This is a genomic window from Alistipes sp. An31A (genome assembly GCF_002159425.1).
GTDB lineage: Bacteria > Bacteroidota > Bacteroidia > Bacteroidales > Rikenellaceae > Alistipes > Alistipes excrementigallinarum.
In genome coordinates this window covers 25,836-40,392 of record NZ_NFIO01000010.1, presented here as the reverse complement: position 1 = coordinate 40,392, position 14,557 = coordinate 25,836, and the positions used below count along the sequence as shown (strand labels likewise).

Below are 14,557 nucleotides of genomic sequence, written 5' to 3'. Positions count from 1 at the left end.
AACCTGCCGTCACGTCTTCTCCGGCACCGCCGGCACCCCGCAGAGGCCCCGAGCCGGAGCGGCCGCACGGACCTCGGCTCCGCCGCCGAAGGGCCCCGGAATCAGCTTCAGAAGAGGTTGAGCTGCTCGGGGTCAATCACCTCGTCCACATCGCCTTTGGCCCGCTCGATTTCGAAGTCGACGCCGCCTCCTCCCGTCTTGGGAAGGCCCGTGGTCGAGATTTCACCGCCGCGCGGCTCCGCCGCACGCCGCTTGCCCGTCTGGGCACCTGTCGAGGCGCCCGTCTGAGCACCCGTCTGAGCACCCGTCTGAGCACCCGACGCCCCCTTCGGGGCCGCGCCTGCGGCCGCATCCCGGGAGGCGTTTCCGGCTGCGGATGCCGCCGCCGGAGCATCCTCCGCCGCAGCCTCCGAAGAGCCGCCCCGCTCCGCACCGGCAGCTCCGGCAGCGCCGGCAGCACTCGAACCCCCGGCAGCCCCGGCTGCCTCGGAAATTCCGGCAGCTCCCTCAACACCGGCAGCATCGTCCTCCTCCAGCGGCTCCTCGCCGTCGGAGGGTTCCGGCTCGGGCGGGAGCTCCGGCTCGATGAAGCGCAGCGTCGCCACCTCGTAGGTCGTCAGACGCTTGCCCTTGGCGCGGTGGCTCTTCACGCCGACGAACTCGTCGACATCCACCAAATCGGCCGGGCGCGCCGCATGGGCCCCCTTGTAGGTGATTTCGAGCTTCGCCCCCGCCTTGTCGGTCAGGCAGACGAAGTCGGCCTGCCCCTCCTCGAGGAAGAACTGCAGGCGGTCGCTCATCTCGGCCGTGAAGCGCTTGAGATAGTAGTAGTGCTGCTCGCGGTCGTAGTAGCAGAGGCTGTAGACGCGGTCCGCCTCGAAGCGGTCGACCCGCACCGTATCGTCGGGGAAGTGCTGCGTCAGGTCGTAGCCCGTGATGTAGTACTGGTTCTTCGAGGTCCAGACGATGAGCTTGTCGTCGCCCTTGAACTCGCCCAGCAGGCGGCCGCGCCCCTCGGCGTTGAGCCGGCGCACGTCGTCGTCGTACCAGATGTTCTGGCCGCCGAGCGTCGAGGTGCCCCGCTCCTTGAGGACGATTTTGTGGATGCCGTAGCGCGAGAAGAGGTTGCCCTGGCTCTGGCGCCCCTTGATGGCCAGCGTCGAGAAGTCGAGGTCGACAATCACCTTCTTCAACCGCGGGCGCGGTTTGAAGTAGACCTTCAGCACCTCGGCCTCGCCGTTGGGGTTGACCGACATGTAGAGGATTTCGCTCCGCGGCGTCCCCTTCGTGATATCGTACTCCTTGTCGCGCGTGATGCCCTTGATGGCGCAGCGCTTCATCATGATGGGGCCGTTCTTGCCGTCGCGGTAGAGGACGTTGTAGATGGTCCGCTCGTCGTTGCGCTTGAAGACGCCGATGTAGTAGATGCCCTTGTCGAAGAAGGCCTTGTCGGAGACCTTCGTGATGACGTAGCGGCCGTCCCGCGTGAAGACAATCACGTCGTCGATGTCCGAGCAGTCGCAGACGAACTCGGCATCCTTCATCGACTTGCCGATGCCGAAGAATCCCTCGGCGCGGTCGACGTAGAGCTTGGCGTTGGTCACCGCCACGCGCGTCGCCTCAATCGAGTCGAACTCGCGCAGCTCGGTGCGGCGCTCCTTCCCCTTGCCGTACTTCTCGCGGATGTGCTCGTAGTAGGCCACGGCATACTCCGTCAGGTGGGCCAGGTGGTAGCGCGTCTCGTCGATGTCGGCCTCAATCTGGCGGATTTCGTTGTCGGCCTTCTCGGTATCGTAGCGCGAGATGCGGATGAACTTCAGCTCCGTCAGGCGCTGCACGTCCTCGAGCGTCACCTCGCGGCGCAGCTGCTTCTTGAAGGGCTCCAGCCCCTTGTCGACGGCGGCGTAGGCCTCCTCGCGGCTGCGGCACCCCTCGATGAGCTGGTAGAGCTTGTTCTCGATGAAAATCCGCTCGAGCGAGGCGGCATGCCACGCCTCGTTCAGCTCGCCGAGGCGAATCTCCAGCTCGCGGCCCAGCAGCCAGCGCGTATGCTCGGCCGAGCGGCGCAGAATCTCCGACACGCCCAGGAAGTGGGGCTTGTCCTCCCAGATGACGCAGGCGTTCGGAGCAATCGATACCTCGCAGTCGGTGAAGGCGTAGAGGGCGTCGATGGTCTTGTCCGACGACTCGTCGGGGGCCACCTGCACGATGATTTCCGCCTTCTCGGCCGTATTGTCGTCGACCTTGCGGATTTTGATTTTGCCCTTGTCGCTCGCCTTGATGATGGACTCCTTGATGGACTCGGTGGTGGTCGTGTAGGGAATCTCGGTGATGGCGAGCGTCCGTTTGTCGATTTTCGAAATGCGGGCGCGCACCTTCACCGTGCCGCCCCGCAGGCCGTCGTTGTAGCGGCTCACGTCGGCCATGCCGCCCGTCGGGAAGTCGGGATAGAGCTGGAACTCGCGCCCCTGGAGGTGGGCGATGCAGGCGTTGATGAGCTCCACGAAGTTGTGGGGCAGAATCTTCGAGGCCAGACCCACGGCGATGCCGTCGGAGCCCTGCGCCAGCAGCAGCGGGAACTTGATGGGCAGCGTGACGGGCTCCTCGTTGCGGCCGTCGTAGGAGCGCATCCACTCGGTGGTCTTGCGGTTGAAGACCACCTCGAGGGCGAATTTCGAGAGGCGCGCCTCGATGTAACGGCCCGCCGCGGCTTCGTCACCCGTGAGGATGTTGCCCCAGTTGCCCTGGCAGTCGATGAGCAGCTCCTTCTGCCCCAGCTGCACGAGCGCATCCTTGATGGAGGCGTCGCCGTGGGGGTGGTACTGCATGGTCTGGCCGACGATGTTGGCCACCTTGTTGAAGCGGCCGTCGTCGACCGCCTTCATGGCGTGGAGGATGCGTCGCTGCACGGGTTTGAGGCCATCCTCGACGTGGGGCACGGCGCGCTCCAGAATCACGTAGGAGGCGTAGTCGAGGAACCAGTTCTTGTACATGCCCGCCAGCTTGCGCACGCCGGCCTCCTCCTGCATCAGGCGGCCGAAGCGGCTCGGCCGGCCCGACTGTGCGGAGGCGGGGGCGTCGACGGGAGCCTCCTCCTCGCTGCCGGCATCGGTTTCGGGCGTCGAGGCATCCTCTTCGTTGAGCAGCTCTTCCTGCTCGCGTTTATCTTTCTCTTCAGACATAATCCGTTGCTTGGTTGACCGGCCCTGCGGCACGCACCCCGGACGGGGGCGCCGGCCGCCGGCGGCGTGTTACGTTCAGCTCAGACGCAGGTCCTCCTCGACGAGGTCCTCCTCGATGCGGAGGTTGTCGATGATGAAGCCCTGGCGTTCGTAGGTGTTCTTGCCCATGTAGAACTCCAGCAGGTCGTGAATCGGGTCGTCCTTCGTGATGCGGACCCGGTCCAGACGCATCCGCTCGCCGATGAATTCGCGGAACTCCTCGGGCGAGATTTCGCCCAGACCCTTGAATCGGGTGATTTCGGCATTGGCCCCGCAACGCGCGATGGCCCGCAGACGCTCCTCCTCCGAGTAGCAGTAGTGGGTCTCCTTCTTGTTGCGCACGCGGAAGAGCGGCGTCTGCAGCACGTAGAGGTGCCCCTCGCGGATGACCTCGGGGAAGAACTGCAGGAAGAAGGTCATCAGCAGCAGCCGGATGTGCATGCCGTCGACATCGGCATCGGTGGCGATAATCACCTTTTCGTAGCGGAGGTTCTCCATCTCCTCCTCGATGTTGAGCGCCGACTGCAACTGGTAGAACTCCTCGTTCTCGTAGACCACCTTCTTCGTCAGTCCGAAGCAGTTGAGCGGCTTTCCGCGCAGCGAGAAGACCGCCTGCGTGCGCACGTCGCGGCTCTTGGTGATGGAGCCCGAGGCGGAGTTTCCCTCCGTGATGAATATCATCGACTGCTCGGCCAGCTCGTTGCGGTCCGTGCGGTGAATCTTGCAGTCGCGCAGCTTGCGGTTGTTGAGCGAGACCTTGCGGGCCGTCTCGCGGGCCTTCTTCTGGACCCCCGAGATGGCCTTGCGCTCCTTCTCGTTCTCGACGATTTTCTTCTGGAGCACCTGCGCCGTGTCGGCATGCTTGTGCAGGTAGTCGTCCAGATGCTTGCCCAGGAAGTCCATCACGAAGTTGCGCATCGAGACGCCCGGCTCAATCTCCTTCGAGCCCAGCTTGATTTTGGTCTGCGACTCGAAGACCGGGTCGGTCACCTTGACCGAGATGGCGGCGATAATCGACGTGCGGATGTCCGACGGGTCGTAGTCCTTGTGGTAGAACTCCTTGATGGTCTTGGCGATGGCCTCGCGGAAGGCCGCCTGGTGCGTACCGCCCTGCGAGGTGTACTGTCCGTTGACGAACGAGTAGTAGCTCTCGCCGTAACCCGTGCCGTGGGTGATGGCCACCTCGATGTCGTCGCCCGAGAGGTGGATGGGCGGATAGAGCGGCTCGTCGGTCATGTTTTCGTTGAGCAGGTCGAGCAGGCCGTTCTTCGAGACGTAGCTCCGGCCGTTGAGCCGGATGGTCAGCCCGAGGTTCAGATAGGTGTAGTTCTTCACCATCTGCTCGACATACTCCATGTTGTAGGCATAGGGGCCGAAGACCTCCTCGTCGACGCGGAAGGAGATGAAGGTGCCGTTCTTCTCGTCGGTGTGCTCCTCCCAGCGCTCGCCCTGTTCGAGCCCCTTGGCGAAGGTCACCTCGTGGGCCCGGCCGTCGCGCACCGAGCGGGCCGTGAACTCGCTCGAGAGCATGTTCACCGCCTTGACGCCCACGCCGTTCAGACCCACCGTCTTCTTGAAGGCCGAGCCGCCGTACTTGCCGCCGGTGTTCATCTCCGAGACGGCCGCCGTGAGCGAGTTGAGCGGGATGCCGCGGCCGTAGTCGCGCACGGTGACCAGCTGCCCCTCGACCGTGATGTCGATTTGGCGTCCGGCGCCCATGATGAACTCGTCGACCGAGTTGTCCACCACCTCCTTGATGAGGACGTAGATGCCGTCGTCGGCCTGCGAGCCGTCGCCCAGCTTGCCGATGTACATGCCCGGGCGCAGGCGGATATGCTCGCGGGGCGTGAGGGTGACGATGGCGTCGTCGCCGTAGTTGTCCGTAGGAATATTATTCAATAAGTCAGCCATAATTCATGTTCAGTCCATAACCGGAAGCGCCGCAGGACGCCCGCGGTCCGCGGTCCGTTCGTCCTCCGGCACGAAGGGCGCACCCGCGCACGCGAGGCGGGATGCGGCTGTCGGACCCCGGCGGTCCTATTTGCGACGAATCTCCTCCAGCGCAGAGCACATCGCGTCGTGCACCTCCTGCATCAGCACGTGGGGGTCTTCGGCCGCCACGCGCTCGGCCGGAACCGGCGGCAGCACCCGAATCGTGATGCGGTTGCCCCAGTTGAAGAGGCCGTTGGGGCGAATCAGCGTGTTGGTACCCTCGGTGACCACCGGGAGAATCGCCACGCCCGCCTCCCTGGCCAGCAGGAAGGCGCCCGCCTTGAAGCGGTGAATCTCGCCGTCCTTCGAGCGGGTCCCTTCGGGGAAGATGGCTACCGAAGCCCCGCGCGAGAGCCAGAGCTTGCCTTCGCGCAGCAGCTGCTCCATCGCCTCCGTGGCGCGGCCGCGGTTGATGCAGATGTCGCCGTGCAGGAAGAGGTACTGCCCGAAGAAGGGGACCTTGTAGACCTCGCGCTTGGAGACCCAGCGGAAGTTGAGCGGCAGGTAGTAGAGCGTCGGGATGTCGATGACGGTGCGGTGGTTGATGACAATCACGTAGCGCTGATGCCGGTCGATGAGCTCCCGTCCGATGACGCGCTGCCGCCACAGGGGCGGGATGGCGAAGAAGATGCGCACCAGAATGCGCGAGAGTTCATGCACCGTGCGGCGCGCGCGGTCGAAGGGCCAGCACAGGACGAGGGCCAGGGCCGAGAGCACCATGAAGAGGGTGCAGAGGAGGACGAGGAAGATAAAGAAAATCAGGCTCAGCATAGGTTCGGGGCGTAATCAGTCATCGTAATTCATCCTGCAAATTTAGGAATTATTCCCGGGATTCCCGAGGGCGTGCCGCCGATTTTTTTCGAAAAACGCGGCCGAAGTGCGCTGTGCGCTCCGGCGCGGGAAGCGCGGCCGGCCGGCAGAGCCTCCGGACGGGACGCTGCGGACGGCCGCAGCACCGGAACCGCCTCATGCAGAAGCCGCTCCGCAGCGCGGCGGCATCCTGCAATACCGGGACTCGGCGCGGCAGGAGTACCGCGTTCCGAGTCGGCGACCACCGCGGCTGTTTCCGGCATGACGGCTGGATTCTCCAGATGATTTGTCTCGGCACCATGGATTGCGCTCAAAACAAACTACAAAGACACTGTTCGTCTATACATCAGTCGTAAAGAGCTGAAAAACCTTCTCTTGAAAATATTACAAATCGTTTTGCTTTAACAGTTTATCCAATTTAAACAAAAAGGATTGGATAAACATCCAATCCAAACTTAAGTAAGACAATCATATCAACACATTAATACATGCGGCTCATCTAAATATATCTAATAATGTTTTCTCGAATTTTCCCGTAGACGAAAAATTATAGGATGGATATATGGCTAATCCCGTAAAATTAGATGTAATCTCTTTTCCCCTAATATTACCAATATTTATTGTTATAGAAACACGTCCATCATTCGTGTCTATCACATGAACATTAAGCGAACATTGCACTGATACCGGCTTGGCATTCTTTTCATACGGCATGACAAACCAAGCCTGGGGATTTTCAATTACACCCCTTTTATCTTCCATTGTAAGGCATGTCTTCCAAAAAACGACATCATTCGCAGCCACAATGCCGCTTGATTTATCGATTGTCGAAATTGCAATATTGTTTGACGCAAAAAAATTTATTACTTTATTCCAAACATCCTCGTATGACGATGTAGTTTCAATAGTATTTTCGACTTTGTATTGCCCCCTCAGCGGATACATTTTTGGCATACATGACACCATGGATAACAAGACCGAGACAAACAGTAGGAGAAAAAAGATTTCTTTTTCATAACGCTGTATTATTTTAATCGTTAAACATTATAGTCTATGCCAAAGATGGCATACGCTTAACCATAAAAAAGAAACGCAGGTCATGCTTATTGCAACGAGGCACGACCAAGCGCCTGCAAAAACATAGGCACAACCCACGCCATACAGCGAGGGCATTCATTGTGCCTATTGGTGTTTTTGCGATTAAAAATTGGTCGTTTTCGTTGCAAAACCAATAGCCTAAATGCCATCAAAAAAGCGTATCGATATTCTCGATACACTAAAAATAAAGTTTGAATCTTAAGCAAATAAAATACTTTTATTATTTCGAAACTTTTACCACTCAATACATACCACCGTTATCCGTGCTTGCAATTGATTTCAATAGTCAGATTCTTTTTACCTCTACTACGAATGCTAAATCCCCTCTCCTTTAACTACACATTCTCATACCACAAGCACCTCGCTACCTCTTAAAAGAGGCTCTATTTCTTTTTAATAAATATATGTATCAAAAAATTATGCGAAAATTTAGTACTTTGTATTGCATAATACAACGAAATTTATTTATATTTGCATTGTCAAATAACAAGCAACGCAAACAATAATAAAACACAATAAAGCCATGAAGAAACTGGTTCTTCTCTCACTTGCACTGATGCTCTCCCTCACGGAGCTCTTCGCGGCCCGCATGCTCCCGACCCGCGGCCGCGTGGTCGACGAACAGGGCAATGCCGTGGCATACGCCACCGTCGTGCTGCTGCGCGACGAAAAGCAGGTGGCGGGGATGGCCTCCGACGAGGAGGGTCGCTTCGAACTGCGCGTCCCGGCGGGCAAGTACCACCTCCGCATCCAGTATGTCGGCTACGAACCCATCGACCGCGACGTGCAGCTCGCCGCCGACGGCGAACTGGGCAACCTGACGCTCCGCACCGCGGCGACCCAAATCGAAGGGGTGACCGTCAAGGCGCAGCTCATCCGCCGCGAAGCCGACCGCTTCGTGGTCGACGTGGCCAACACCCCCTCGGCCATCGGGCGCGACGGCGTCGAGCTGCTCGAACAGGCGCCGGGCGTCTGGGTGAGCGACGACAAGATATCCATCAACGGCAAGAGCGGCTCGAAGGTCTTCATCAACGACCGCGAGCTGCGCATGGAGCCCGAGCAGCTGCTCACCTACCTGCGCTCGCTGCGGGCCGAGGAGATTCAGAAAATCGAGGTGGTGCCCGTCACCGGGGCCGACTACGATGCCGACTCGTCGGGCGGCGTCATCAAAATCACGCTCCGCAAGCGGCGCGAGAACGGCCTGAACGGCTCGGTCTCGATACGCACGACGCAGGGCAAGATGGGCAGTTCGTACATGCCGGCAGCCAACATCAGCATCCACAGCGGGCGCTTCGACATCAACGCTTCGGCCTGGGCGTCGTTCGGACCCTCGGAGGCCCGCTCGACCGAAAAGACCGACTACCCTGCCAGCGGCAAGCGGCTCAATGCCGAATCGACCATGAAGAACGACGACACGTCGGGAGGCGGCCGGCTCGGGGCCATCTACGAAATCAACGACCGCCACAGCGTGGGCGCCGAGTTCTCCTACCTCCGCATGACGGAGAGCGGCACGACGCAGACCCACTCGATGATGGGCAACGGCACCACCTCCGAGACCGACAGCCGGTTCCGTCCGACAAGCACCACGAACGGCTACGAGGGGACCTTCAACTACATCTGGAAAATCGACACGCTGGGGTCGCAGTTCAAGGTGCTGGGCGACTACGCCCGCCGCGAAGCCTCGTCGCACAACGACAACTTCAGCCACATACAGCCCGAAGGACTGCCCTCCGTCGACTCGACCTACCGCGACCACACGGACAACTCGTTCGAGGTTGCCGCGCTGACGCTGGCCCTCGACAAGAAGTTCTCGCCGAAATGGAGCCTCCAGACCGGCGCCAAGTATACGCGCAACCACACCTACAACAACTCCCTCTACCAGTACCTCAAGGAGGAGGAGTGGGTGCGCAACGACGACCAGAGTCTCCGCGTCGACTACACCGAACACATCGCGGCCGCCTACGGCGTCGTGACGGCCAAGCTCGGCCGCTGGGGCGTCACGGCGGGGCTGCGCGGCGAGTACACCCGCACCGACGGGCGGCGCAACGGCGTCGAGCAGAACTACTTCAGCCTCTTCCCCAACGCCAACGTCTCCTACTCGCTGAGCCGCGACGGAGCCTACTCGCTGGTGGCGCAGTATGCGCGGACCATCCGCCGCCCGAGCTTCTGGACGCTCATGCCCAACCGCTCGCAGATTTCGGACTACACCTACCAGACGGGCAACCCCGACCTGCTCCCCAGCTACACGAGCGACGTGAGCCTCACGGCGGTGCTCGCCCACAAGTACACGCTGACGGCCGGCATCAGCATCGTCGACGACGAAATCAACCAGGACATGGTTCCCGACGCCGAGAATCCCGACGTGCTGGGCATCCTCTGGCTCAACTACGACCGCACGTCGAGCTACTACCTGGCCGCAAGCCTTCCGTTCCAGCTCACCAAGTGGTGGACGCTCAACCTCAACGCCAACTACGTCTACCACGGCATGCGCCTCTCGAGCCACGGCTCAATCCAGTACCACCACTACCTCTTCGCCAACGCGCAGACCACCTTCACGCTGCCGGGCAAGGTCTACCTCGACCTCTCGTACCGCTTCAGCAACCGAGTCTACCTGGGTTCGTGCTGGGTCGACGCGATGCACTTCCTCAACGCCAGCATCAAGAAGAGCTTCTTCGGCGACCGTCTGACCTGCACCTTCTCGGCCTACAACCTGCTGAACCGGGCACAGACGCTCGGCGCACGCGGCGACGACTTCGTACGCCACCAGCAGGTTCGCCAGAATTGGAGCTCCATCCGGTTCCAGGTGGGCGTAACCTACAACTTCAAGGCGGGCAAGGCCTTCCAGAAGAAGAGCGTCGAGGCAGGAGCCGCCGAGGACCGAAGCCGCCTCTGAGCGGGCGATGAGCGGGCGTAAGCGGCACCTCTTCCGGCCCGGACCTTTCACCAGCCCGGACCCACACACGGAACCGCCTCCCGGACCGGACCCTCCATCGGCCCGGCCCCGCCCGCGGCCCCGGGGCACCTCCCTCCCCCGCCCCGGGCCGCCCGACCGGCCGACGAAAAAAAGCGACGAAAGGCCCCCTGCACCATTGGGCAATTTGCCGTTTTTTTCGTATGTTTGCACCACACAACCCCCTGTTTTCAACCATGCGCACCCTGCTGACCACCATCCTCCTGAGCCTGATGCTCCCGCTCCTTGCGGCCACACCCGCACGGGCGGCCGGCTACCGCGTGGAGGAGATTCCCAACGTCCAGCTGACGGACCGCAACCGCTACGTCTCGAATCCCGACCGGATTCTCTCCGAGGCAGCCGTCGCCCGCATCGACTCGCTCTGCGGCTCGCTGCGCCGGCAGGGCATCGCCCAGGTGGCGGTGGTGGCCGTCGACGAGATTGCCGGCGACGATCTCTTCACCTTCGCCATCGACCTCTTCCGCCGCTGGGGCGTGGGGCGCGCCGGCGACGACAACGGCGTGGGCATCCTGCTGGTCCGCGACCGGCGCGAAATCCGCTTCGTGACGGGATACGGCGTCGAGGGGGTTCTGACCGACGCCCTCTGCAAGCGGATTCAGACGCAGCTGATGCTGCCCCGCTTCCGCACGGGGGACTACAGCGGCGGCATGGTGGCCGGTGTCGAGGCCGTGGCGGGCGCCCTGACGGGCAGCGGCATCGCATTCGGGGAGGAGGAGCCGGACGACGGGCCGCTGCCGGTGCTCTACATCTTCGGCGCGGTCATCCTCTTCTTCCTCGCCACCTCGCTGCTGGCGCTCCACCGCCGGCGGCAGGAGAAGCGCTGCCCGCGCTGCCACAAGCATACGCTCGTCCGTGAGGAGCGGCGCGTGTTGGGGCTCACCCCCCAGCACCGCATCGTCGAGTACACCTTCGTCTGCACGCACTGCGGCCATGTGGTGCGGCACCAGGAGCGCGAATGGCGCGACAACGGCTTCGGAGGGCGCGGCGGAGGGCCCATCATCGGCGGCTTCGGCGGGCTGGGCGGCTTCGGCGGCGGAGGGGGCTCCATGGGCGGAGGCTTCGGCGGAGGCAGCTTCGGAGGCGGCGGCGCCGGATCGCGCTGGTAGCCCCGAGGATGCCCAAAGGAGCGGAAAAAGAAGCACGCAAGAAGTGCAGAAAGGGACGCGCAATGCAGCGCCCCCGGCCGGCGAGCAAGGGCGGCAAAACGAAGCCCGGCGGAACAGCGCCGCGGCGAACCGCAGCCCGGGACCGCCCCGGCAGAACACAGGCGCAGCCCCCCGGCAGAACACAGGCGCAGCCCCCCCCGGCCGGCACCTTCCCCCCCCCACCGGGCAAGGCGCCGCGGAGAGCAAGGACGAGGCAAGCCGCTGAGAGCGGGCCGAGGCAGCAGAAAAGGCAACGGAAAAGGCAACGGAAAAGGCAACAGCAACCTACTGAGACAACAGAATAAACCAATCAAGAGAGCGAACAATGAAAAAGTGGATTTGGATTGTACTGGCCATCCTCGTCATCGGAGGATTCTTCTTCTACTCGAGCTACAACCGGCTGGTGAGCCGTGAAGAGGCGGTCAACGGCGCCTGGGCCAACGTCGAGACGCAGTATCAGCGCCGTTCGGACCTCATTCCCAATCTGGTGAACACGGTCAAGGGCTACGCCGAGCACGAGCGCACGACGCTCGAGGAGGTGACCGACGCCCGCACGCGCGCAACCTCCATCAACCTCTCGGTCGACGAGATGACGCCCGAGCAGCTGGAGCGCTACCAGGCGGCGCAGGCCGAGGTGCGCACGGCGCTGGGACGGCTGCTGGCCGTGGCCGAGAACTACCCCGACCTGAAGGCCAACGAGAACTTCCGGGAGCTTCAGGCGCAGCTCGAGGGGACCGAGAACCGCATCGCCGTGGCGCGGCGCGACTTCAACGAGACGGCCCGCGGCTACAACGTCGCCGTGCGCCGCTTCCCGACCAACATCGTGGCCTCGCTCTGCGGCTTCGAGAAGAAGCCCTACTTCGAGGCGGCCGAAGGGAGCGACGTAGCCCCCAAGGTGGAGTTCTGACCCACGCGGGAGGGGTCGCTCCGAAGGGCGGAGCGCAAGCACGCGAAAGGAGTCGCCCCGGAGGGCGGAGTGCAAACACGAGAAAGGGGTCGCCCCGGAGGGCGGAGTGCAAGCACGCGAAAGGAGTCGCCCCGGAGGGCGGAGCGCAAGCACGCGAAAGGAGTCGCCCCGGAGGGCGGAGTGCAGAAAAGAGGGACGGAGCCGTGAGCTCCGTCCCTTTTCTATTTGCGGCATTGTGCCCGGAGGGTTCCGGAAGGGGAATTCAGCACCCGCCGGCGCGTACCGTCTGCCGGACGGCGAAAGGCGTTCTAAGTCGGGAGGCAGAAAGCGCAAGGCGCGAGGAAAGAGGCGAGACTAAAAACAGGGCAGCAGACAGAAAGGCGGGCAGACAGGGGGCAGGCAACCGGTTATCGCTCCGCTGCGGATTTATCCCCGGCGTCACACACCACGCGGCCGGTCGGCGCGACGCCCCGGTCGAACTCGACCACCAGCGCCGTGAGCGGTGCCACGCGGCTCCGCTCCGAGAGCGTGACCCGCTCGCCCGTCACCACGTTGCGCCCCTCACGGAGCGGCGCGGCGATTTCGGCATAGTGCGACCAGGGAATGCGCACGCGGCGCCGCGAGTTGTTGACAAAGACAAAGACGCAGGCGTTGCGGTCGTAGCGGAAAAAGGCGTAGCACTCATCCTCGGGTGCAAAGTGCATCGTCCGCCCCGTGTGGAGGACGCGGCACTGCCGGCGCCAGGTGAAGAGCCGCTGCACGTAGGCGCAGAGGTCACCCGCCTCGCCCAGCCGTCCCGACTCCTCGAAGCAGTTGTGCGCATCGCCCGCCCAGCCGCCCGGGAAGTCACGGCGCAGAGCGCCGTGGCCCTGCGCCGCATCGGTCGTGCGCAGCCCCAGCTCGTCCCCGGCGAAGATTTGGGGGATGCCCCGCAGGGTGGCCAGCAGCGCAAAGGCGATTTTCATCCGCCGCCAGCTGCCACCGACGACGTCGGCCAGCCGCTCCGTGTCGTGGTTGCCGAAGAAGGTGACCAGATTCGACGGATTGTGGTAGACGAAGTCGTCCGCGAGGCAGTCGTAGAGGCGCATCATCCCGCCGCCCCGACGTCCGGGCCGCAGCGCCGAGCAGAGCGCCTCCTGCAGCGGGAAGTCCATCAGGGCGGGCAGGTGCGAATCGAAGCCGTCGCGGTTCGTCTGGCCGCTCTGCCAGTAGGCCAGACGCGGGATGTCGGTCGTCCAGCACTCGCCGACGATGTTGAGCCACGGATATTCGCGCCGCACCGAGGCGCACCAGGCGCTCATCGGCCCCTTCTCGTTGTAGGGGTAGGTGTCCACGCGCAGGCCGTCGATGCCGGCCCGCTCAATCCACCAGACGGCCCACTGCCGGAAGTAGTTCAGCACGAACGGGTTGTCGAGATTCATGTCGGGCATCGAGCGGTCGAACCAGCCGCTCTGCAACACCTCCAGGTCGTAGCGCGAGGCGTTGGGGTCCATGTGGGTCGAGAAGAGGTTGTTGGTGGGCGTATAGCTCCGGTGGCGGTGGACCCAGTCGTCGAACGGAGGCTCCTCCATCCACCAGTGGGCGCTGCCGCAGTGGTTCGTCACCACATCCATCACCACCTTCAGCCCCCGGCGGTGGCACTCCCCGACAAAGGTGAAGTAGGCCTCGTTGCCACCCATGCGGGGGTCGACCCGGTAGTAGTCGGCCGTGGCATAGCCGTGGTACGACTGGTGCGGCTCGTTGTCGAGCAGCACGGGGGTGCACCAGACGGCCGTGGCGCCGAGCCGGGCGATGTAGTCCAGATGCCGCGTAAGGCCGGGCAGGTCGCCTCCGTGGCGGCCGAAGGGGTCGCGGCGGTCGCAGCGCTCGGCCGTCGAGGGGTCGTTGTCCGTCGAGGGGTCGCCGTCGGCGAAGCGGTCGGGCATCACCAGGTAGAGGACGTCGGCCGTCGAGAAGCTCGCGCGCTGCGGACGCTGCGGACGGGCCGCCAGCTCGTAATCGACCCCGAAGTGCTCGCCGCCGCGGGTGAAGCGGAGGCGGATGCGGCCGGGGCGGGCCGTCGGCGCTATGACCACGTCGACGAAGAGGTAATTGGGGCTCGTGCCGGGATGGAGCGCCGTGACGCGGACCCCCTCGCAGCCATCAACCGCGACCTGCCACGAGGCAATCCCCCGCCCCTTGACCAGCAGCTGGAGCGGCGTTTGCATGCCGACCCACCACGACGGCGGCTCGATGCGCTCGATGCGGCTCCCGCCCTCCCCGGCCCCGGCACCGAGGGGACACGCTCCGCCGGCAGCCGGGCGGGGGTTGCACGCATCGTCGGCAGCCGGGCGGTCGTCGGCGGAAGGCACGGCGGCGGCCCCGTCGGCAGTCCCGTCGGCAGTTCCGTAGGCGGGGCGCCCGTCTCGAATTG

Annotated in this window: 8 protein-coding genes; 3 read left to right on the top strand and 5 right to left on the bottom strand. The window is 63.2% G+C overall.

The features are described 5' to 3' along the window. Positions 1-107 precede the first annotated feature (107 nt). From B5F90_RS08790 to B5F90_RS10875, 4 genes are all read right to left on the bottom strand, one after another. On the bottom strand, positions 108-3,182 hold the full coding sequence (locus B5F90_RS08790) for a DNA gyrase/topoisomerase IV subunit A (RefSeq protein ID WP_087362433.1): 3,075 nt from the start codon (positions 3,180-3,182) through the stop codon (positions 108-110). A 75-nt stretch (positions 3,183-3,257) separates the two neighbouring features. Then, positions 3,258-5,132 (bottom strand): DNA topoisomerase IV subunit B, encoded by a 1,875-nt coding sequence (locus B5F90_RS08785; RefSeq protein WP_087362432.1) that lies wholly within the window; start codon positions 5,130-5,132, stop codon positions 3,258-3,260. Positions 5,133-5,258: 126 nt separating this feature from the next. Beyond that, entirely contained in the window at positions 5,259-5,984 is a 726-nt protein-coding gene (locus B5F90_RS08780; RefSeq protein WP_087362431.1) for a lysophospholipid acyltransferase family protein, read from the bottom strand. 534 nt (positions 5,985-6,518) lie between these two features. Then, a complete protein-coding gene (locus B5F90_RS10875) occupies positions 6,519-6,968 on the bottom strand; it encodes a hypothetical protein (protein ID WP_204229547.1) in 450 nt (149 codons plus the stop codon). 676 nt (positions 6,969-7,644) lie between these two features. Here B5F90_RS10875 and B5F90_RS08775 point away from each other — a divergent pair. The 3 genes from B5F90_RS08775 (at position 7,645) to B5F90_RS08765 (ending at position 12,144) form a co-directional block, all read left to right on the top strand. Beyond that, on the top strand, positions 7,645-10,014 hold the full coding sequence (locus B5F90_RS08775) for an outer membrane beta-barrel family protein (RefSeq protein WP_087362430.1): 2,370 nt from the start codon (positions 7,645-7,647) through the stop codon (positions 10,012-10,014). Between the two features lie 254 nt (positions 10,015-10,268). Next, a complete protein-coding gene (locus tag B5F90_RS08770; RefSeq protein WP_087362429.1) occupies positions 10,269-11,198 on the top strand; it encodes a TPM domain-containing protein in 930 nt (309 codons plus the stop codon). A gap of 364 nt (positions 11,199-11,562) precedes the next feature. Beyond that, a complete protein-coding gene (locus B5F90_RS08765; protein WP_087362428.1) occupies positions 11,563-12,144 on the top strand; it encodes a LemA family protein in 582 nt (193 codons plus the stop codon). A gap of 407 nt (positions 12,145-12,551) precedes the next feature. Here B5F90_RS08765 and B5F90_RS08760 read toward each other — a convergent pair whose 3' ends face one another. Beyond that, on the bottom strand, positions 12,552-14,495 hold the full coding sequence (locus B5F90_RS08760) for a glycoside hydrolase family 13 protein (protein WP_239307776.1): 1,944 nt from the start codon (positions 14,493-14,495) through the stop codon (positions 12,552-12,554). Positions 14,496-14,557 lie beyond the last annotated feature (62 nt).